The organism is Microbispora hainanensis (genome assembly GCF_006874475.1).
Classification (GTDB): Bacteria; Actinomycetota; Actinomycetes; order Streptosporangiales; family Streptosporangiaceae; genus Microbispora; species Microbispora hainanensis.
This window is the reverse complement of sequence record NZ_VIRM01000019.1, coordinates 17050-37689: the sequence shown is the minus strand read 5'-3', so window position 1 is coordinate 37689 and position 20640 is coordinate 17050. Positions and strand designations below refer to the sequence as shown.

Genomic DNA, 20640 nt, shown 5'->3' with positions numbered 1-20640 from the left:
AGCGGAAACGCTTGGGCCAACTGCCCTAGACGCATTCGTGAGCTTCGTTGAAGCATCGAGATGAGGCCGTTTGGCGCGTAGTCGCCGTTTGAATCCCTTTTCGTGACAAATCTCTTCGCTGCCGTAATCCGGCACAGCGGAAGGGGATGCCGGCCGATTTCGGGCACCGGGAAAAGCCCAGGCGGCCTGACCTGGCGAGGCCCGATCGGACCCAAGGAGGGGACCATGCATCGGAAATCCAGACAGCCGGCTCTCGCGGCGATTTTCGTCTCGACGCTCGCGGCCGCCGGAGTCGCGCTGCTCGGCGGCGCCGCCTCCGCGGCGACGGGCGCCCCGTGGTCGGCGTGGGCGCCGCAGGCGAGCGAGCCCGGCGGATCGATGCGGGCGACGTCGTACACCACCAGCGTCGGCGAGCCGATGCTGATGTCCGAGTCCATGCCCGAGACGATGCAGCTCGGCATGCCGATGATGACGGTCGCGGAGCTCCCGGCGCAGTGGTCCGCCGGCTGGTACAGCGGTGCGAGCCTGCGGAGCCAGGCGCTGCCGGGCATGAGCGCGGCATCGATGGAGGAGATGGCGGAGGAGGCCCGCCAGAGCATCAGGGACGAGGCGAGCAGCGCCAAGCAGCGGATCATGCAGGAGGCGGCGTGCGCGCAGCAGCGCATCGAGGAGATGTCCCAGCGCGCCCAGCAGCAGTTGTCGGAGCAGGCCCAATCGCTGGCCGAGTCTCAGGCCGAATCTCAGGCCCAATCACCGGCCCAATCACCGGCCCAATCACCGGCGCAGTCGTCCGCGAGCGAGTCGCAGACCTCCTCGCTGCCGGAGAGCGCCCCTGAGAGCGTCCCAGGGAGCGCCCCGGAGAGCGCGCCGGGCAGCGCCATGGGCATTACGCCGGAGAACGTCCCGCCCGAGATCTCGAATCCGGAGAGCGTTCCGCCTGCGGCCATCCCGCCGGCGTCGACCGAGTCGCAGTCGTCCTCCGCGTCCTCCTCTGAGGCGTGCCAGTGAGGGTGCGGGCGTAGCTCAGAGGCACGACGGTCCCGCTCGGGCGGGGCCGTCGTGGCGCGTATGGACGGTTTCGTTATGCCTGCGAGCTGCGAAGACAGCAATAGGTGGCGGTTAGGTAATCGATGTCCCCGCTGGCCAGGCGTAACGTGCTTTTCCGCGGAGTGGATAGGTGTGGGGCGTCTCTCCAGGGATGTAGACCTGGTTTGCTCGGTCGCGGCGATGCTTGCACCATGGGCGTGGCTTACCTGGAAGAATTGGCGAGGCCGCTAGGGTGAATACTTCAATGCGGTTAACCGGATCGAGAGCAAGAGGAAACCGCGCCAGCCGGAGGGATCGGCGCGAGCGGAGGCGTGATGGCTCGCAGGTCAGACGTCCAGCAGGATCCGCGGATCGCTGGCGACCCTGACCCGTACCCACTGGAAGGTTTCGAGGCGGCGAGCGCGGCGCACGGCACGGTCCCCCGTCGCAGAGGCTGGAGCGGTGGTGGAGGCCGCTGGCTCGTCTGGACCGGGCGGGTCATCCTCTGGGCGCTGATCATCGTGATCGTGGTCAACGGCGTGCGCGCTCCGTTCGAACGGCTGACGCAGGACGATTCGGCCGGCGTGGCCCCCACCGGCTCGGCCACGTCCGGATTCCCGGCGACGCAGGCGGCGGCCTTCGCCAACCAGTTCGCGGCGGTCTACCTCAACTACGACGCGGCCAATCCCCAGCAGCGCGCGGAACGGCTGAGGTCGTTCCTGCCGGAGGGCGCCGACGAGCAGTTCGGCTGGAACGGCTACGGACGCATGTCGGCGGGGGCCTTCCAGTTCACCGGCATCGACGTGATCGACGAGCACAACGCGCGGGTGACCGTGACCTACCAGACGGGGGGCACCCGCGGTCTGCTGTCCGTGCCGGTCTACTACGACAACGGCCGGTTCGTGGTCTCGGCCCAGCCCGCTCTGCTGCCCGCGCCCGGCCCGGCGGGCCTGCCGCAGCTCCCGGACCCCGACCGCGACTCCGCCACCGAGGCCGAACTGCGTCCCCAGCTCGAAGGCTTCTTCAAGGCGTACGCCGCGGGCAACCAGGTCGACCTCCAGCGCTACGTGGCGAGCGGGGTGACCGTCAACGGGTTCAACGGCGAGTTCACCCTCGCCGAGCTGAAGGACGTGCTGGTCCCGCCGGGCGGTTCCGACAGCAGGAAGGTCACGGCCGTGGTCGTGTGGGCGGTCGCGTCAGGACAGTCGGCGGCGGTGGCGAGCCCGTCGCAGGACCCGGCGGCACAGCCGGCCGGTCTCGAACAGGCCTATCAGCTGACCATCGAAAAGCAGGGCGGCAAGTGGTTCGTCAGGGACATCCAGGGTGCGAACCGGTCCGTGGGGTAGCGCATGCCCGGCAAAGACATCGCTGATCCATCCCCCCGGGAGGGCGAGAGTTGATACTGAAGACCATCGCGGACCACTTCCTTGATCTCGCCGCGCCGTCACCGGCGCCGACGGCGGGCATCAACACCGAAGGTCTCGCCGACTTCCTCCGGAGGTTCTTCGCTCCGCTCTTCCTCGCGGTCGTCTCCGTCGTGGCGATCTTCTTCCTCTTCACCCGAGAGATCACCAGGTTCGTCCAGTTCATCATCCTGGCGATCGCGATCGGCGTGATCTTCTACGTTCCCAACATCATCGAGGTGACGGCGAAGGCGATCGCGGGCGCACTTGGCATCAAGTGATCGGGCGGAGAGGAGGTTCGGGGTGGATCTGCCCACATATACCAATATCTGGCGTATTGAGAAGCGGCTGTACAAGCTGTACGACCTACGGCTGCCGATGCCGCTTCCGGTCGTCTGGATCGGTGTGTTCGTGGGTGTCTCCGTGCCGTGGTCGGTCTTCCTCTACCTGATCGGACTGCCGTTCGCGGCCCCCTGGCACGTCATCTACCTCGTTCCTCCGGGTGTGCTCACCTGGCTGTCCACCCGTCCCGTCATCGAGAGCAAGCGCCTCACCGAGCTGCTCCAGTCGCAGCTCCGCTACATGAGCGAGCCCCGCACGTGGTGCCGTATGGCCCCGTTCGACGAGCCGGACGAGGTCGCGCTGACGGCACGTGTCTGGCGGACCACGCCGCCGGTCGCGATGGAGCAGGGCAGGGCGGAGCGCAAGGCGCGCCGCGCGGTCTCGGTCAAGGTGCCCGTCCCGAAGGTCTCCAGGAGCGGCGTACGGCCGGCCTTGGGGGCCGCCGCACGAGTGGGCGCGCATCAGGTGGATCCGTCACGTGTCGTACGCCCGGCCGTGGCGGCCGCGGCTGCCGCCGCCGCGCCGGTCGCGGACGCACCTCCCGCCCTCCTGCCCCGAAGCGGTGCCGCCTCCCGGGCCGCTGCCGCCGGTGATCGCGTCGTCTACCTCACGGAGCCGCCCGCGCCGCCTATGTCGTCCGTGCCCCCGCCCCTGCCGCCGGCGGAGCCGGAGCGGGAACGCGAGCCCCAGGAGCTTCCCGAGAGCCGCGAAGAGAGCCACGAGCCGGGCCGTGTGCCGGGCCGTGTGCCGGGCGCTGTGCAGGACTCCGTGCAGGGCGCTGTGCAGGGCGCTGTGCAGGGCGCTGTGCAGGGACCGGTGGAGCAGGCGCTCCCGGCCGCCGCCGCGCCCGCCGTGCCCACTGAGGCACCGGAGGCGGAGGCGCCTGCCGCCCCGCCCATCGGCACCGAGACGCTGCGCCGCCTGCGCAGGCTCGCCGCCTCGGCCGAGCCCCGCCCCGAGCCCCATCTCGAGCCCCGCTCCGAACGCCCCGAACGCCCCGAACAGGGTCCCGAGCCCCGTGCGGTACGGCCGTCCGGTGCGGCCCCCTTCACCGAGCCGAAGCCCGAACCAGAGCCGGAGCCGGAGCCCGCGCCCGAGTCCGAGCCGGTCGCGGTGGAGCCCGTGCACGAGGAGCGTCCACGCGACGCGCGCGTGCACGACGCCGAGGCCCTTGCCCAGCATCGGAAGGGCCGTCCGCCGCGGCTCGTGCGGCCGCCCCGGGTGCCAGCAGATGCAGCCGATGCAGCCGGCGAGCCGGCGAGCGAGGCGCCCGTGGTCCACGCGGCCTCGGAGGTGGCGCCCCCCGCGGCCGCGGCGTCCCGAGTGCCCATGGAGCCCACTGAGCCCCTGGAGCCGGCGGCCGGCGTCTCCGACGCCTCCACTGCTTCCCGACCGGAGACGCAGGACACGCCCGCGCGGGAGGCGGCCCACCACACGGGGTCCAGGCCGTACGAGGGCGTTGCGGGCGCTGTGGGCCCTGTGGGCGCTGTAGGCACTGCGGGTTCGGCGGGAGTGTCGATCCGGGCCGTGCCCGTGGGTCCGCGCGCCGCGGGCCCGGCCGGGCCCGCCCGGCCGTCGCTGCCCACCCCCGGGACGCCCACCCCCGGCAGGCCGGCGCACGAGGAGCCGCCGCGGCTGCGCCGCGTCGAGGCCGTCGTCGGCCGTGACACCTCCGGCGGCTGGCGGCGCCTGGCGCAGGTCGTCGTGGGCGGCAGCCGTACGGACGGCATGGAGGTCGACGAGGCCAGGACCCGCATCCCGCTCACCACGAGCAGGCGGATCATGGTGCTCGGCTGCACGGGCGGCGCCGGGCAGACGACCACGGCGTTAATGCTGGGCCACACACTGGCCCGCTATCGCGATGACCGTGTGCTCGCGCTCGACGCGAACACCGGAGAGGACACGCTCACCACGAGGATCGCCGCAGAGTCACCCGAGACGCTGAGCTCGCTCATCGAGAGCTCGGAAGAGGTGAACGGCTACCTCGGCATGCGGGCGTACACGACGCGCTGTGAATCGGGACTGGAGGTCGTCGGGGCGGACACCGACGACCGGGTCACGCAGCGCCTGGCCGAACGCGCGTTCCTGGCCGACTGGCGCAGGACGCTCGCCGCGCTCGACCGGCACTACCGGCTTACCGTGATCGACCCCGCGGCCGCGCTGGCGGCCCGGCTCCTGCCGTACGCCGACCAGCTCGTGCTGGTCGCCCCCGCGAGCGAGGACGCCTCCGAGGCGGTGGCGATGACCTACGAGTGGCTCGACGGGCACGGCTGCTCCGACCTGCGGCGACGCGCCGTGATGGTGATCAACGGCGTGAGCCGCCGCAGCCTCCCCGACGTGGAGCAGGCCGAGGCGGTGGCCAGCGGCCGCTGCCGGGCGATCGTCCGGGTGCCGTGGGAGGACGAACTGGCTCCCGGGCGGCCGGGACCGGTCGACGTCAATCACCTCCGAATGGGCGGCCGCAGGGCGTACGTTGCGCTTGCGGGTGTGATCGTGAGCGGCCTGGCGGCTGTCCAGGCCAAGCAGGAGGTGGCCAGATGAGGGGCGAGCGAGGAAGCTGGTGAGAGGTCGATGAGCAGGGCGCGCAGTCGCCTCGCGGTGCGTTACTTCGACGACCGGGTTCTTCTCACCGACTCGGCGGCCTGGGCCTACTTCCGGCTGCCGACGGTGAGCTACGAGTTCCTCACCCCCGAGGAGCGCGAGGCGCTGGCCACCAACATCACGATCGCGCTGGCCGCGATCAGGATGTCCGACGCCGAGGTGCACCTGCGGATCGCGCACCGGGCCTACCCGGCGGCGGAGTGGGCGATGGCGCTCAACTCGACCTCGGACGAGGGCCCGGGCTGGCGGGAGTACCTGGAGGAGATGTACCGCCACGTCTGGGCCAAGGACTTCTGGAGCAAGGAGGTCTACCTCGGCGTACGGCTCGGGCCGCGCGGCGCGCAGCTCGGCACCGGCGTGCTGGCCCAGCTCTTCGGCTTCTACCAGCGCAGCGAGAAGGCGCTCGGCATCGAGGACGACCACGTGCCGGACAAGGAGATCACCCGGTGGACCGAGGCCGCCGAGCGGCTCGGCCGGGCCTTGGCCTCCAGCGCGCTCTACGCCCGCCACGCCACCTCCACGGAGATCGCCTGGCTGTTCCAGCACGCGGCGGCGGGCGGCCTCGGCGAGCCGTCCCCCTCGGCCACGCCGCGCCGCAGGTGGGGCAAGGGCGAGATCGAGTCGCTGGTCGAGGGGCAGATCCACAACGGCAGGTCGCTGCTGCGGATCGAGCAGCCGGCCGGAGACTCCTACACCGCGCACCTGTCGTTCGCCCGGTTCCCCGACCTCATGCCGTTCCCCGACGGCGAGCCGTGGCTGCACTTCGCCGACCAGTTGCCGTTCCCGGTGGAGGTCTCCAGCCGGATGCGGCTGATCCCCCCGGTCAGGGCGAGCAAGGACGTGGCGCGCAAGCTGGCCCACGCCCGCGACATGGACATCCACATCCGCGAGGCGGGCGCGGAGGCGCCGCTCGCGCTGGCCGAGCAGATCGACGCCGCCCGCATGCTGGAGCACGGCATCACCAAGGAACGACTGCCGTTCGTGTACGGCTGGCACCGGCTGAGCGTCAGCGCGCCGACCGAGGAGATGTGCGTCCAGCGGGTCGAGGCCGTCGTGGAGCACTACCGCGACATCGGCATCGACGTCGTCAACTCCACCGGCGACCAGTTCTCGCTGTTCTGCGAGGCCCTTCCCGGCGAGCGGCTGCGGGTCAACGCGTACGCCCAGCGGCAGCCGCTGCGCACGATCGCGGGCGGCATGGCCACCGCGACCGTCGAGCTCGGCGACCGGGTGGACGAGTCGAACGCCGGCTGGATCGGGCCGTACGTCGGGGAGACGCTGGGACGGGCGCGCAGCATCGTGCACTTCGACCCGCTCGTCGCGGCGGCGCGCAACCGCCCGACCGCCATCGCGATCACCGGTGAGCCGGGCGGCGGCAAGACCACGCTCGCGCTGCTGCTGATCTACCAGATGGCGCTGCGCGGCGTCACGATCGCGGTCATCGACCCCAAGGGCGACGCCGAGTCGCTCGTACGGCTGCTGCGCGGCCGGGGCCGCAAGGCCAGGGTCATTCCGCTGGGGTCGGCCGCGCCGGGCCTGCTCGACCCGTTCTCGTTCGGCGACGACATCGCGACGAAGAAGACGATGGCGACCGAGACCCTGCGGCTGCTGCTGCCGAGGATGTCGGAGGAGCGCGAGTCCGCCATGATCCAGGCGGTCGCCGCGGTCTCCAACGAGCCCGACCCCTCGCTGGGCAAGGTCGTGGACCACCTGGAGCACTCCACCGACCCGGCGTCGAAGAACCTCGGCGCCGTGCTGCGGTCGATGTCGGAGATGCACCTGGCCCGGCTGTGCTTCGACGCCTCGGGCGGCGAGCAGATCGACACCGAGGGCTGGACGACCGTGTTCACGCTCGGCGGCCTCACGCTGCCCGACGCGATGACGGTAAGGGACGACTACTCCTACGAGCAGCGGCTGTCGGTCGCGCTGCTCTATCTGGTGTCGCAGTTCGCGCGCCGGCTGATGAACGGGCTCGACCGGCGCACGCCGAAGGCGATCTTCCTCGACGAGGCGTGGGCGATCACGTCCACTCCCGAGGGCGCCAAGCTCGTGCCGGAGGTCTCCCGGATGGGCCGCTCACGCAACACGGCGCTCGTCCTGGTCTCGCAGAACGCCGGTGACCTGCTCAACGAGCAGGTGACCAACTGTCTGTCGTCGGTCTTCGCGTTCCGTTCGACGGAACGCGTGGAGGTCGAGCACGTGATGGAGCTCCTGGGCGTCGACCCGTCGGAGGAGCACAAGGCGGTGCTGCGCTCCCTGGGCAACGGGGAGTGCGTCTTCCGGGATCTGGACGGCCGGGCCGGCCGTATCGGGGTGGACCTTATCTCGGAAGAGCTGCTGCGCTGGCTTGACACCAATCCGACACACGACAAACCCAACGAGAACGTGCATGATCTTCTTGACGGGGGCTCCGGTCGGTCGGGGGTCGCGCAGGAGGTGCGATCGTGAGCGTGCGCAGGAACGGTCCCAGGGGTCGCACCCGGGAGGGCGGCAGACGCGGCAGGCGGGTCCGCCGGACCCTGGCCCTGCTTTTCGTCGCCTTCGCGGCGTTCGTGACGCTTCCGCTGATTTTTCCCGCCGGTACGGCGAGCGCGGTCGGGCCCTGTGACCTGTCGCCCGCCCTCGCCCCGGAGATCGTGGGCGGCGGCGTCGACGGGCTGGTCCAGCCGCCGGCGACCGACGACGCGGCGGCCGGTCAGAACGCCGGCCAGAACTCTGGCCAGAACACCGGGCAGGCGCCGAAGGAGCCGCAGACCAACTACGAGCGCTACGGCATGGCCGGCCAGTTCTGGCACACCTACGACCTCGGGTGCTCCGACGTCACGGCCGTGCTCGGCAACGCGTGGGCCAACACGGTCTTCTCGTGGGCCAAGGCCGTCGACCGGCTGACGATCAGCACCTACCAGGCGGCGGCGACCGAGGGCCCGCTGCAGCCCATCAAGGACGTCGCCGACGAGATCGTCACCAACCTCGCCAACGCGATGTACTGGCCCTACCTGCGGCCGATCGTCATCCTCGGCGCGATCTGGCTGGCGTGGTACGGCCTGATCCGCAAGCGCGCTACGACGACCACCGAGGGCGTCATCTGGATGGTGCTCGCGGTCACGGTCGCCATCTGGTTCTTCAGCCGCCCGGGCGACTTCACCAGCCTCGGGAAGACCGTGACGGACAAGACCGGCGAGATCGTTAACTCGGCGTTCTCCGGGCTGCCCGGGGCGGGCGGCGCGTCGTGCCTGCCGATGAAGGAGACCGCGCCGGGCGAGGTGCCGAGCGCCCCGACGGCGGGCGGCTACGGCCGCCAGGGCACGCCCGGCGTCGAGCAGAACGCCGACGCGCTGTGGTCGGTCCTGGTCTGCAAGCCGTGGCTGATGGGCGAGTTCGGCACGGCCGACCCCGACTCCGGTCTCGTGAAGGGCCTGGGCGCCAAGCTGCTCAACCTCCAGGCGATCGACGCCGCCGAGCAGGCCGCCGACCAGACGCCGGCCTCCGACTCGCACCAGCAGCGGTTCGAGGAGGAGGTCGCCAAGCCCATGCAGAGCACCCCGGCGTACTTCCTGTTCCAGGGCAAGGACTGGACCAGCCGCCTGGGCATCGCGATCGGCGCGTTCATCGCGGCGATGGTCGCCGGTCTGCTCATCTTCCTCGTCGCGGTGTCGCTGCTCGTGCTGAAGGTCGGCTTCCTGTTGTTGCTGATGCTCGGGCCGGTCTTCCTGTTGATCGGCGTGCATCCGGGCTCCGGCCGCATCATCGCCATGCGCTGGGTGGAGATGCTGGTCGGCACCCTGCTGCGTCAGGCGGTGCTGGCCCTGGTGCTGGGCGTCCTCGTGTACGGCTACGCGCTGATCATCTCGACCAGCCTGCCCTGGGGCATGCAGATCCTGTTCATGGCGCTGCTGACGATCGCGGTCTTCTTCTACAGACGGCCGTTCCAGCACCTGTTCGCCTCCATGGACGGGCACACGATCACCACCCGGATGCTCGGCGAGGCCGCGACCGCGCCGACCCTCTCGCGGGCGGCCAACGCGCTGCCGCCGGTCGCGGCGGCCCGGGCGGCCCGATGGGGGCTGCGCAAGGCCGAGCCGGTCATGGGCGCGGTCGCGATGGCGACCGGTGCGGGCACGGCGGCGGCCGCCGCGACGGGCGTGGCGCAGGGCCGCGTACGCGGCGAGGAGGGGGCGGGCAACGTCCCCGCCCAGGCGGGAGCGCGTGCGGGGGCGCAACCCGCGCCGCTCGACACCGACGCGCAGGGGGCCGGCCGCCGCAAGGCAGGGGTCACCGCCTCGCGTCCGGGAACGGCCCCGCCGCTCAACCTGTCGGGGGTGCGCCCCGCCGGGGCCGTACGGGCGTCCATGCCGTCAGGCCCGCGCCCTGCGGCACAGGCGGCACAGGCGGCCCAGGCTGTGTCTGCGGCGTCGGCGGGAAGCCCGCCGCAGCGGATCACCGGCGTGTCCCCCGCGCCCGCTCCGTCCGCAGCGTCATCCACTGGGTCATCCACTGGGTCATCCACAGCACAGCCCGCACCGTCCCGCGGCCGCCTGAGCGGCGGATCGAGCGGCGGGTCGTCCGGTGGGTCCGGTGGCGGCTGGTTCGGCGGCAGGTCCGGTGGCGGCTGGGCCTCCCGGCCGTCGTCCACCCGGTCGTCCGGCGGCGGCTCGGGCGGGTTCTTCGGCGGTGGTTCGCGCGGTTCGTCTGGCAGGTCCTCGAACCGGTCGTCGGGTGGTTCGTCCGGCGGTTCGTCGGGTGGTTCGTCCGGCGGTTCTTCGGGCGGCATCTTCGGCGGGTCGTCCCGCCGCAGCGACGGCGGCCGGGCCCGGCCCGCCCCGCGCGACTCGGGTTCGTCCGGTGGTTCGTCGGGTGGCATCTTCGGCGGGTCGTCCAGCCGTCCCCGTTCGGCCGAGCCGCCCCCGCTCTGGCTGCCGAGCAGGGGAGAGAGCACGCGCCGCGACGGCGACGCGCCCGCCCCGTTCTGGGCCAAGCCCGCCGACCGCGACTCCGGCGACTGACGGGAACCTCCGCGCTGTCATGAGAAGCCGAAACAGTGATCGGGGGAAGGGCCTCGCCTTCGCGGCGGCCGTCGTGGTGCTCGCCGCCGTCGGCGTCTACCTCACGATGAGCGGGCCGTCCGACTCCTCCTCTGGTGACGAGCAGACGAGGGAGCAGTCGGTCGTCGTCACCTCGCGGGCGACGGCCGCGGCCCGCGAGCCCAGCCCGGTGGCCACGACCCCCGGCGCCTTCGACGTGTACGCGTACCTGCCGCTGTCGAAGGAGGAGATCGGCGCGGCGGCCGACCTGGCGCGCCGCTTCACCGAGGCGTACGGCACCTTCTCTCCCGGAGAGGAGCCGGCGGCGCGGGCCGACCGGCTGAAGCGGTTCGCGACCGACGAGTTCGGCGGCCAGCTCACTAGGACCGTCACCGACCCCGCCGTGGTGGAGCAGAACAAGACCGACCAGGTGAACTCCAAGGGATCGGCGAAGGTGACGACGATCCGCGACATGACGGCCGACCAGGTGGTGTTCGTCGTCGACTCGGTCCGTCACGTGACGGACAAGAACGGCCAGAAGGACGTGCCCGAGCGCTTCGCCGTGACCGTGATCAAGGCGGGGACCGACTGGCGGGTTTACGACCTGCAACTGGCCGACGCCGGTCAGGACGGGGACAGCACGCCGTGACCGCTCCGCCGCGCATGACTCCCGCCTCGACGCGCGTCGTACGCAGGCTCGCGTCGGCGGGGCGGGACTGGCGGACGATCGCCGTGGCCCTCATCGTGATCGTCCCGGCCACGTTGTTCGGCTCGATCATCCTGATGACCCCCAGCCCGTCGATCCTCTTCGGCGGCGGCGCGGCGGAGAACTGCGCGCAGGCGGCCACGGGGGAGGGCGCCGCCGCCGACGTCTCGCAGACCGCCCAGGGCGACATCCCGGCCGACTACCTGGAGCTCTACAAGAAGTTCGGCAAGCAGATCGGCGTGCAGTGGAACGTCCTGGCCGCCATCGGCAAGCGGGAGACGAACCACGGCCGCTCGACGTTGCCGGGGGTGCGCAGCGGCACCAACTACGCGGGGGCCGCGGGGCCGATGCAGTTCCTCATCAGCACCTGGGGCGGCCAGCCGAGGATGAAGATCGAGCCGGGGATCAACGGCTACGCCTCCGACGGCGACGGCGACGGCTACGGCGACGTCTACGACCCGGCGGATGCCATCCTCGGCGCGGCCAAGATGCTCAAGCGCAACGGCGCGCCCGACGACCTCAGGAGGGCGATCTTCGTCTACAACCGGGCCACCTGGTACGTCGACCAGGTGCTGGAGATCGCCAAGCGCTACGCGGCGACCGGGGAGATCGGCCTGCCGCCCGACGCCGACCCGGCCTGCGACTCCGGCTTCGTCGACAGCGCCCCCGACGACGTCGTCCGCAAGATCCTCGAGTACGCTCTCGCGCAGCGGGGCAAGCCGTACCGGTGGGGCGGCACGGGACCGGACGCCTTCGACTGCTCGGGGATCATCTACATGGCCTACCGCAACGCGGGTCTGACCATTCCCCGCACGACCTTCGGCCAGTGGCCCTTCGGCGTGAAGATCGAGGCGGGCGAGGAGCAGCCCGGCGACCTCGTCTTCTTCAACGCCGGTCCCGGCACCTCTGAGGACAATCCCGGGCATGTCGGCATGGTCGTGTCGCCCGGCAAGATGATCGAGGCGCGGTGCACGCTGTGCGGGCCCATCAAGGTCTCGACGTACCGCGACCGGCCCAACATCGTCGGGTTCACCCGGCCGCTGGCGAACGAGACCGTCACCGAGCAGCTCAAGCGGGCCCAGACATGACGGGCCCGCGTCTCGTCGTCGGAGCCGCGATCGTCGAGGGCGGCCGCCTCCTGGCCGCCCAGCGGTCCGCGCCGCCCGCGCTGCGCGGCGGCTGGGAGTTTCCCGGCGGCAAGGTCGACCCGGGGGAGGACGAGCACGCGGCGCTGGTGCGCGAGTGCGCCGAGGAGCTCGGGGTCCAGGTCGCCCTCGGACGCCGCGTGGGCGGCGACTGGCCCCTGCACGGCGACTGGGTGATGCGCGTGTGGCTCGCCACCGTCGTCACGGGTGAGCCCCGCCCGCTGGAACACCTCGCGCTGCGCTGGCTGGAGCCGCACGAGCTCTACGACGTCCCCTGGCTTCCCGCGGATCTGCCGGTCGTCGCCGCGATCGAGAAACTGCTGCCGAAACACGGCGGATAGTCGCCGAATCGTTCGCAAGATCGGGCTTTGCTCCTGCTTTTACCAATCTACAATCGGTTCTGACCTCATAGCAGGGCCGACAGGAGGCGAGCGGTGATCGGACGCGTGTACCTGAGAGCCGCGTCGTCGGCTGCCGCGTCCGTGGCCATCGCCACGCTGGCGGTTCTGGCCGTGGGCCCGATGATCGGCGCCAACGCCGAGCCGGTGGAGCCGTGTGATCCCACCACGGACCCCCAGTGCGCCGTCGTCACGGTGACCGTCACCCAGACGCCGCCGATCGGGTCCTCGCCCAGCGGGAGCTCCACGGCCGAGCCCGTGGTTACCAAGACCGTCACTATCACGCCGACGCCGTCGCCGAGCAAGAGCAAGTCGCCCAAGCCGGTCACGACGACGACCGCTCCCCCCGCGTCCACGACCGAGCAGAACACCGGGCAGAACGCCACGCAGTCGATCCCGACGCTGACCGACAACCCTCTCACGAATCCCAGCCCCACGCCGGAGCAGAACGGGGAGGTCAGCCTGCCCCCCGCGTCGGCCGAGCCGACGCCGGACACGGCGCAGCAGAGCCCCACCCCGGGCGGGGTGTCGTTCGAGCAGCCCGATCCCCAGACGGTGCCGATCGAGATCCGCAACGCGACGCCCGAGTATGACAAGCCCACGCTGGCCCACCGGCTCGCCATCCCCGCCGGGGTGCTCGTGGGCATCGCGCTGATCGCCTGGCTGATCTTCGAGGGCCGGCTGCGCAGGATGGCGCACGCCGCCGCCGTACGGCGGGGAGGCCCGGCCGCGGCACGGACGCCGGCTTCCGAGGCGGCGGCAGTCGCCTACCCGGCGGCGGCCACCCCCGGTTACGCCCCGATGGTGGGCTTCGTGCCCGTCCAGCCCTACACCGTGGGCTATCCGCAGCAGCCCTACGGCTACCCGGTGCAGTACGGCTACCCCCAGCCGTACGGATATCCGGTGGCCGACCCCGCCCAGATGCAGGCGCAGCAGCAGGCCCACATGCAGGCCCAGCAGCAGGCACAGCCCGACCCCTGGAGTCAGGCGGTCGGCGAGGGCGAGGATCCGAACAACCAGCGCTGACCGAACAGCGCCGACCAAAACAGCGCTGACCGAACAACGCCGACCAAAACAACGCCGACCAAAACAGCGCCGACCAAACAGGGCCGACCAAACAGGGCTGACCAAAACAGAAAGGCGCCGATCGGGCGGACCGATCGGCGCCTTTCTTGCAGGATCTCAGCGCTGCCGCTTGAAGATCTTCGAGCCCAGCCAGACCAGCGGGTCGTACTTCCGGTCGACCACGCGCTCCTTCATCGGGATCAGCGCGTTGTCCGTGATCTTGATGTGCTCGGGGCAGACCTCGGTGCAACACTTGGTGATGTTGCAGTAGCCCAGGCCGTGCTCGTCCTGCGCCGACTCCTTGCGGTCCGCCACGTCGTACGGGTGCATGTCGAGCTCGGCGATCCGCATGAGGTAGCGCGGGCCGGCGAAGTTCGCCTTGTTCTCCTCATGGTCGCGGATCACGTGGCAGACGTTCTGGCACATGAAGCACTCGATGCACTTGCGGAACTCCTGCGAGCGCTCGACGTCGACCTGCTGCATGCGATACTCGCCCGGCTTCACGTCGGCGGGCGGCGTGAACGACGGGATCTCGCGGGCTTTCTGGTAGTTGAACGACACGTCGCAGACCAGGTCCTTGATGACCGGGAACGTCCGCATCGGCGTGACCGTGATGGTCTCGCTCTCCTCGAAGGTGGACATCCGGGTCATGCAGCCCAGCCGCGGCTTGCCGTTGATCTCCATGGAGCACGACCCGCACTTGCCGGCCTTGCAGTTCCAGCGGACCGCGAGGTCGGGGGCCTGCGTGGCCTGGAGCCGGTGGATGACGTCGAGGACGACCTCGCCCTCGTTCACCTCGACCGTGAAGTCCTCCAGGCGGCCCTCGCCGCCCTCACCACGCCAGATGCGGAACTTCGCCTTGTATCCCATCACGACTCCTTGACCGCGGCGTCGTATTCCGCCAGCTCTTCCTCGGTGAGGTACTTCTCCAGCTCGGAGCGATCGAACAGGCTGATGAGGTCGCCCCGCATGGACGGCTGGACCTTCTCCTCGACCGTGATGGACGTGCCGTCCGGCTTCACGGAGCAGACCAGCAGCTTGCGCCGCCACTCGGCCGACATGCCGGGGTGGTCGTCGCGGGTGTGACCGCCGCGGCTCTCCTCCCGCAGCAGCGCGGCCTTCGCCACGCACTCGCTGACCAGCAGCATGTTGCGCAGGTCGATCGCGAGGTGCCAGCCGGGGTTGTAGATCCGGCTGCCCGAGGAGGCGGTGTTCTTGGCCCGCTCCTTGAGCTTCTCGATGACCTGGAGGGCCTCGCTGATCTCCTCCGACTTGCGGATGATGCCGACCAGGTCGTTCATCGTGCGCTGCAGTTCGTGGTGGACCTCGTACGGGTTCTCTCCGCCGGTCCGCTCGAGCGGGGCCAGGGCCTCGGCCTTGGCCTCCTCGATCCCGGTCACGGCCGGCCGCTTGGCCAGCCCGTCCACGTACGCCGCGGCTCCCGCGCCGGCCCGGCGGCCGAACACCAGCAGGTCGGACAGCGAGTTGCCGCCGAGCCGGTTGGAGCCGTGCATGCCGCCGGAGACCTCGCCGGCCGCGAACAGGCCGGGGACCGACGCCGCGCCGGTGTCGGCGTCCACCTCGACGCCGCCCATGATGTAGTGGCAGGTCGGGCCGACCTGCATGGGCTCCTTGGTGATGTCGACGTCCGCCAGCTCCTTGAACTGGTGGTGCATCGACGGCAGCCGCCGGATGATCTCGGCGGCGGGCAGGCGGGTGGACACGTCGAGGAACACGCCGCCCTGCGGTGACCCGCGTCCGGCCTTCACCTCGGCGTTGATCGCCCTGGCCACCTCGTCACGGGGCAGCAGCTCCGGCGGACGCCGGTTGTTGGCCTGGTCGTCATACCAGCGGTCCGCCTCCTCCTCGGTCGTGGCGTACTTGTCCTTGAACACGTCCGGGATGTAGTCGAACATGAAGCGGCGGCCCTCGGAGTTGCGCAGGACGCCGCCGTCGCCGCGCACCGACTCGGTCACCAGGATGCCGCGCACCGACGGGGGCCAGACCATGCCCGTCGGGTGGAACTGGATGAACTCCATGTTGATGAGCTTCGCGCCGGCGAGCAGGGCCAGCGCGTGACCGTCACCGGTGTACTCCCAGGAGTTCGACGTGACGACGTACGACTTGCCGATGCCGCCGGTGGCCAGCACCACGGCGGGGGCGTCGAAGACGATGAAGTCGCCCGTCTCACGCCAGTAGCCGAAGGCCCCGGAGATGGAGTCCCCGTCCTTCAGCAGCCGGGTGATCGTGCACTCGGCGAAGACCTTGATGTACGCCTCGGGGTCGCCGTGCAGCTTCTCGTCCTCCTGCTGCAGGGCGACGACGCGCTGCTGGAGGGTGCGGATCAGCTCCAGGCCGGTGCGGTCGCCGACGTGGGCGAGGCGCGGGTATTCGTGGCCGCCGAAGTTGCGCTGGCTGATCTTGCCGTCTTTGGTGCGGTCGAACAGCGCGCCCCAGGCCTCCAGCTCCCAGACGCGGTCCGGGGCCTCCTTGGCGTGCAGCTCCGCCATGCGCCAGTTGTTGAGGAACTTGCCTCCGCGCATGGTGTCGCGGAAGTGCACCATCCAGTTGTCGTTCGGGTTGACGTTGCCCATCGCGGCCGCGGCGCCGCCCTCGGCCATGACCGTGTGGGCCTTGCCGAACAACGACTTGCAGACGATCGCCGTCCGCTTGCCCTGCTGCCGCGCCTCGATCGCCGCGCGGAGGCCCGCTCCACCGGCTCCGATGACGACGACGTCGTATTCGTGACGCTCCACTTGAAATCCTTATGCGAACGGGAAGTTGATGACGCCCTTGGCCATGAGCCGGACGTACAGGTCGGCGATCACGATCGAGGCCATGGACGCCCAGGCGAACTGCTGGTGCCTGGCGTTGAGCTTGGAGATCAGGGTCCACATCTTGTAGCGCAGCGGGTGCTTCGAGAAGTGGTTCAGGCGCCCGGCGGTGATGTGCCGGCACGAGTGGCAGCCGAACGTGTAGCAAAGGACCAGGATGGCGTTCACCACGAGGATGATCGAGCCGAGGCCGATGTGTCCCCAGTTGCCGTTCTCGTCGCGGAACGACAGCACCGCGTCGTACGTCAGGATCAGACCGATGACCACGGCCACGTAGAAGAAGTAGCGGTGGCTGTTCTGCAGGATCAGCGGCAGGCGCGTCTCGCCGGTGTACTTGCGGTGCGGCTCGGCCACGGCGCAGGCCGGCGGCGAGAGCCACCAGGAGCGGTAGTACGACTTGCGGTAGTAGTAGCAGGTGAGCCGGAACCCGCCGGGGAAGGCGAGGATCAGCAGTCCCGGCGGCAGGGTGTACCAGTCGCCGAACGGGGCGAACCCGAACAATCGGGCCCCTTCGGGGCATGTCGCCGCCGCCAGACAGGGCGACGAGAAGGGGGCGATGTACGGCCCGGCCAGCACGCTCAGGTCGAACATCGCCCAGAAGCCATAAATCAAGAACAAGAAGAGCCCGGCGAACGTGAGCGCCGGAGCCAGCCACCATCGGTCGGTGCGAAGAGTGCGCACCCTGATCTGCGCGCGTTGTTTCCTTGTCGCGCTCTCGGCCGTTGTCTGGGTCATCGGAGACCTTCCACCCTCACTGACTCCGCGCACGCCGGAGCGACCGCGCCGTACTGCTCAGGCCGTGCGCGTATTTGGTGGGGCACACATTACGACGAGCACATCATGAAGTGTGAGGAGCGTCACTCCTCCTCCATGTGATCTCGGTCACTTCCCCGGCAGCTTGACCACGGTCACGAAGAATTCATCGATCTGCCGTACTACCCGGGTGAACTGGTCGAAATCCACCGGTTTGGTGATGTACGCGTTGGCGTGCAGGTTGTATCCCCGCAGAATATCCTGCTCGGCCTCCGATGTGGTGAGGATCACAACGGGGATGGTGCGCAACGAGGGGTCCTTCTTGACCTCCTCCAGCACCTCGAAGCCGTTCACGCGGGGCAGGTTGAGGTCGAGCAGCACGAGGTCGGGCCGGGGCGCCGAGCCGTACGGCCCCTCGCCGCGCAGGAAGGCCAGCGCCTGCTCGCCGTCGTTGACCACGTGGAGGTTGTTGCCGACCTTGTTGTAGGAGAACGCCTCCTGGCAGAGCAGGACGTCGCCCGGGTCGTCCTCGACCAGGAGAACCTCGATCGGGCGGAATTCAGTCATCGGGATCTCCTATGGCCGGCAGGGTCCAGCGGAACGTGGCTCCGGCGCCCTCGTTCGTGTCCAGCCAGATCCGGCCGCCATGATATTCGACGATTTTTCGGCACAGGGCCAGTCCGATGCCCGTCCCGGGATAGACGTCCCTCGGGTGCAGCCGCTGGAAGATCAGGAAAATGCGGTCGGCGTATTTCGGCTCGACGCCGATTCCGTTGTCCGAGCAGCCGAACTCCCACATGTCGCCGTCCCGCCGTACGCCGACGTGGACGCGGGGAGGCTCCTCGGAGCGGAACTTGAGCGCGTTGCTGACGAGGTTCTGGAACAGCTGGGTCAGCAGCGTGCGGTTGCCGACGACCGTGGGCAGGTCGTCGTGGGTGACCGTCGCGCCGGTCTCCGACAGCCGGGCGTCGAGGTTGCGCAGGGCGCCGGCCAGCGCGTCGCCGGCGTCCATCTCCGCACGTTCGCCGCCGACCCGCCCCACGCGCGAGAAGTCGAGCAGGTCGTTGATCAGCAGCTGCATGCGGCGCGCGCCGTCGACGGCGAAGGCGATGTACTGCCGGGCGCGGTCGTCGAGCCGGTCGGCGTAGCGCTGCTCCAGCATCTGGGTGAAGCTCGCCACCTTGCGCAGCGGCTCCTGCAGGTCGTGGCTGGCGACGTAGGCGAACTGCTCCAGCTCGCGGTTGGAGCGCCTGAGCTCCTCGGCCTGCTCGGCGAGCTGCCGGCGGGCCTCGGCGGCCGACCGCCACTCGGTCATGATCCGGCGGCGCATGCCGTCGACGTGGCCCGACAGCTCCCACAGCTCGGCCGGGCGCTCGACCCCGAGCTCGTGGTCGAAGTCGCCCGCCGCCACCGCCCGGACCTGCCGGGTCAGCCGCGCGATCGGGCCCGTGACGGCGCGGCGCACGATCAGCGCGCAGAACACGATCGCCAGCACCATCGCGCCGGCCAGCGCCGCGACCGCGATATAGATGGTGTTCCAGCCGGAATAGAGCCGGTCTCTGGCGACGTCGTGCAGCCGCCCGAGCAGGGCCTGCTGTGTGTCGAGCGCGCTCCTGACCGCGGAGAAGCGCTGGAGGTTGTTCCTGGCCAGGTCGGTGAGCGAGCCGGGGCCGCTTTTGAGGGTCCGCGTGACCACGGGCTCGGCGTAGTCGCGCCGCCAGGCGGTCGTGGCGTCGTCGATCGCGCGGATCTGGCGGCGCACGCCGTATCCCTCGGGCAATCGGGGGGCGAGCCTGGCGATCTCGCCGGTCGCCGCGCGCTCCTCGGCGACCCCCTGGCGGTAGGCGTCGAGATACTGCTGCTCGCCGGTGAGCCCGTATCCGCGGATCGCGCCCTCCTGGGCCTGCACCGCGCGGGCGACGCGCAGCGTCTGCAGGGCGGCGGGGTCCACCGCGTCGACCAGGGTCTCCCGGGCCTCGTGGGTCGTGGACAGCGCGAGCAGGATGGCGGCGATCGCGACCACGAAGACGGCCAGGACGCCGGCTCCGGCGAGCACGAACCATCGGCCGACGGGCAGGCGCGAGCCCCGGGCGTACGGCGTGAGCGGAGGCAGCGGGGCCGGGGAGCTCACTCGCCGTCACCCCGCGACACGAGGACGGCCGCGACGTCGTCGTGCATGGCGCCGTCGAGGCTGGCGATGATGCGGTCGAGGTCGATCCCCGCCTGGGCGCGGATCAGGTTGGCGAGCCCCTCGGTGCCGAGCAGGTCCCGGTTCTCGCCGACCGTGGCCTCGATCAGGCCGTCGGTGTAGAGCAGCAGCGACCACCGGTCGCCCAGCGTGACGTCGATGGACGTCCACTCGATGCCCGGGAAGATCCCGAGCGGCGGGCCCGACGGCGTCTCGGTGACCACGCCGAGCTCGCCGTCGCGCAGCAGCAGCGGCGGCGGGTGCCCGATCACGTGCAGGCGGGCGGTGGTCAGGTCGGGGGCGATGGCCGCGGTGCACATCGTGGTGAAGATCTCCGGCGACTTGCGCTCGTGCCGCAGCAGCGTGTCGAGCGTGCGCAGCACGTCGTTGCCGGTCTGCCCGGCCAGCACGAGCGTGCGCCAGGCGATGCGCAGCGCCGTGCCGAGGGCGGCCTCGTCGGGCCCGTGCCCGCACACGTCGCCGATCAGCACGTGCACCGCGCCGTCGGGCGTCTGCACCGTGTCCCAGAAGTCGCCCGCCAGCAGCCCGCCCGCACGCCCGGGAAGATATCGGGCCTGGTGGTGCAGGAGCGCGGGGTCGAGCAGGGGGACGGGCAGCAGGCCGCGTTCGAGCCGGGAGTTCTCCTTGCTGACGATGCGTTCCTGCAGAAGCTCGCGCATGGCGAGGTCGGCGCGCTTGCGCTCGATCGCGTAGCGGATGGCGCGGATGAGCAGCCGGGCGTCCACGTCCTGCTTGACGAGGAAGTCCTGTGCCCCGGCGGCGACCGCCTCGATGCCGACGTGCGCGTCCCCGAGCCCGGTGAGGACGAGCACCGCCGTGTCCGTGGCCATGGCGAGGACCTGCTGCAGCGCCTCCAGCCCCGACGCGTCGGGAAGGGAGAGGTCGACGAGCACGCACTGCACGTCGTCGGTGAGCCGCGCCCGCCCCTCGGCGAGGGTCCGCGCCCAGGTGATCTTCGGCGGCCTCTCGGCGCCCGCCAGCAGCTCCTCGACGAGAAACGCGTCGCCGGCGTCGTCCTCGATCAGCAGGAGGGTGAGCGGATCGGGCAGATCAGGGGAGAGGGGGGTCACGAACGCCTCTCGTCAGCGTCGGCAGCATCGTCGTGCAGCATCGTTCGCACAAACCTATCGTCTGGAA

Annotated in this window: 16 protein-coding genes; 10 read left to right on the top strand and 6 right to left on the bottom strand. The window is 70.6% G+C overall.

Annotated features, from left to right (window positions below):
- Window positions 1-225 precede the first annotated feature (225 nt).
- From FLX08_RS17310 to FLX08_RS17265, 10 genes are all read left to right on the top strand, one after another.
- Complete coding sequence (locus FLX08_RS17310) at window positions 226-1008, top strand: ATP synthase F0 subunit B (RefSeq protein ID WP_142619900.1); 783 nt, start codon at window positions 226-228, stop codon at window positions 1006-1008.
- 353 nt (window positions 1009-1361) lie between these two features.
- The gene (locus FLX08_RS17305; protein ID WP_142619899.1) at window positions 1362-2372 is read left to right on the top strand and encodes a conjugal transfer protein; all 1011 of its coding nucleotides are present in this window, start codon (window positions 1362-1364) and stop codon (window positions 2370-2372) included.
- Window positions 2373-2437: 65 nt separating this feature from the next.
- The gene (locus FLX08_RS17300) at window positions 2438-2710 is read left to right on the top strand and encodes a hypothetical protein (RefSeq protein WP_244312715.1); all 273 of its coding nucleotides are present in this window, start codon (window positions 2438-2440) and stop codon (window positions 2708-2710) included.
- Between the two features lie 22 nt (window positions 2711-2732).
- Window positions 2733-5312 (top strand): TcpE family conjugal transfer membrane protein, encoded by a 2580-nt coding sequence (locus FLX08_RS17295; protein WP_167530463.1) that lies wholly within the window; start codon window positions 2733-2735, stop codon window positions 5310-5312.
- Between the two features lie 30 nt (window positions 5313-5342).
- A complete protein-coding gene (locus tag FLX08_RS17290; RefSeq protein ID WP_142619896.1) occupies window positions 5343-7820 on the top strand; it encodes an ATP-binding protein in 2478 nt (825 codons plus the stop codon).
- Window positions 7817-10375: a type IV secretion system protein gene (locus FLX08_RS17285; RefSeq protein ID WP_244312702.1), complete on the top strand. Its 2559-nt coding sequence runs from the start codon at window positions 7817-7819 to the stop codon at window positions 10373-10375. Before FLX08_RS17290 ends, FLX08_RS17285 begins: the two co-directional genes overlap by 4 nt.
- Before the next feature lie 19 nt (window positions 10376-10394).
- Window positions 10395-11042, top strand: a complete 648-nt coding sequence (locus tag FLX08_RS17280) for a hypothetical protein (protein ID WP_142619895.1) — start codon at window positions 10395-10397, stop codon at window positions 11040-11042.
- Window positions 11039-12187, top strand: a complete 1149-nt coding sequence (locus tag FLX08_RS17275; protein WP_244312701.1) for a C40 family peptidase — start codon at window positions 11039-11041, stop codon at window positions 12185-12187. The genes FLX08_RS17280 and FLX08_RS17275 overlap by 4 nt, the downstream gene beginning before the upstream one ends.
- A complete protein-coding gene (locus FLX08_RS17270) occupies window positions 12184-12585 on the top strand; it encodes a (deoxy)nucleoside triphosphate pyrophosphohydrolase (RefSeq protein ID WP_142619894.1) in 402 nt (133 codons plus the stop codon). The genes FLX08_RS17275 and FLX08_RS17270 overlap by 4 nt, the downstream gene beginning before the upstream one ends.
- A gap of 93 nt (window positions 12586-12678) precedes the next feature.
- Window positions 12679-13668, top strand: a complete 990-nt coding sequence (locus FLX08_RS17265) for a hypothetical protein (RefSeq protein ID WP_142619893.1) — start codon at window positions 12679-12681, stop codon at window positions 13666-13668.
- A gap of 156 nt (window positions 13669-13824) precedes the next feature.
- Here the strand turns inward: FLX08_RS17265 and FLX08_RS17260 are convergent, their stop codons facing one another.
- The 6 genes from FLX08_RS17260 to FLX08_RS17235 form a co-directional block, all read right to left on the bottom strand.
- On the bottom strand, window positions 13825-14577 hold the full coding sequence (locus FLX08_RS17260; RefSeq protein WP_142619892.1) for a succinate dehydrogenase/fumarate reductase iron-sulfur subunit: 753 nt from the start codon (window positions 14575-14577) through the stop codon (window positions 13825-13827).
- On the bottom strand, window positions 14577-16463 hold the full coding sequence (locus FLX08_RS17255; RefSeq protein ID WP_142619891.1) for a fumarate reductase/succinate dehydrogenase flavoprotein subunit: 1887 nt from the start codon (window positions 16461-16463) through the stop codon (window positions 14577-14579). The genes FLX08_RS17260 and FLX08_RS17255 overlap by 1 nt, the downstream gene beginning before the upstream one ends.
- Window positions 16464-16472: 9 nt before the next feature.
- Window positions 16473-17276 (bottom strand): hypothetical protein, encoded by an 804-nt coding sequence (locus tag FLX08_RS17250; RefSeq protein WP_142619890.1) that lies wholly within the window; start codon window positions 17274-17276, stop codon window positions 16473-16475.
- Between the two features lie 147 nt (window positions 17277-17423).
- Window positions 17424-17861 carry a response regulator gene (locus FLX08_RS17245; protein ID WP_142619889.1) on the bottom strand — a complete coding sequence of 146 codons (438 nt, stop codon included), beginning with the start codon at window positions 17859-17861 and terminating at the stop codon, window positions 17424-17426.
- Entirely contained in the window at window positions 17854-19425 is a 1572-nt protein-coding gene (locus FLX08_RS17240) for a sensor histidine kinase (RefSeq protein ID WP_142619888.1), read from the bottom strand. Before FLX08_RS17240 ends, FLX08_RS17245 begins: the two co-directional genes overlap by 8 nt.
- Window positions 19422-20573: a PP2C family protein-serine/threonine phosphatase gene (locus tag FLX08_RS17235; protein WP_142619887.1), complete on the bottom strand. Its 1152-nt coding sequence runs from the start codon at window positions 20571-20573 to the stop codon at window positions 19422-19424. The genes FLX08_RS17240 and FLX08_RS17235 overlap by 4 nt, the downstream gene beginning before the upstream one ends.
- Between the last annotated feature and the right edge of the window lie 67 nt (window positions 20574-20640).

What these genes read in the sequence shown, in the direction of transcription:
- FLX08_RS17310 (WP_142619900.1), top strand. Translation starts at nt 226, where the DNA reads ATGCATCGGAAATCCAGACAGCCGGCTCTCGCGGCGATTTTCGTCTCG.
- FLX08_RS17305 (WP_142619899.1), top strand. Translation starts at nt 1,362, where the DNA reads ATGGCTCGCAGGTCAGACGTCCAGCAGGATCCGCGGATCGCTGGCGAC.
- FLX08_RS17290 (WP_142619896.1), top strand. Translation starts at nt 5,343, where the DNA reads ATGAGCAGGGCGCGCAGTCGCCTCGCGGTGCGTTACTTCGACGACCGG.
- FLX08_RS17280 (WP_142619895.1), top strand. Translation starts at nt 10,395, where the DNA reads ATGAGAAGCCGAAACAGTGATCGGGGGAAGGGCCTCGCCTTCGCGGCG.
- FLX08_RS17270 (WP_142619894.1), top strand. Translation starts at nt 12,184, where the DNA reads ATGACGGGCCCGCGTCTCGTCGTCGGAGCCGCGATCGTCGAGGGCGGC.
- FLX08_RS17260 (WP_142619892.1), bottom strand. Translation starts at nt 14,577, where the DNA reads ATGGGATACAAGGCGAAGTTCCGCATCTGGCGTGGTGAGGGCGGCGAG.
- FLX08_RS17250 (WP_142619890.1), bottom strand. Translation starts at nt 17,276, where the DNA reads ATGACCCAGACAACGGCCGAGAGCGCGACAAGGAAACAACGCGCGCAG.
- FLX08_RS17245 (WP_142619889.1), bottom strand. Translation starts at nt 17,861, where the DNA reads ATGACTGAATTCCGCCCGATCGAGGTTCTCCTGGTCGAGGACGACCCG.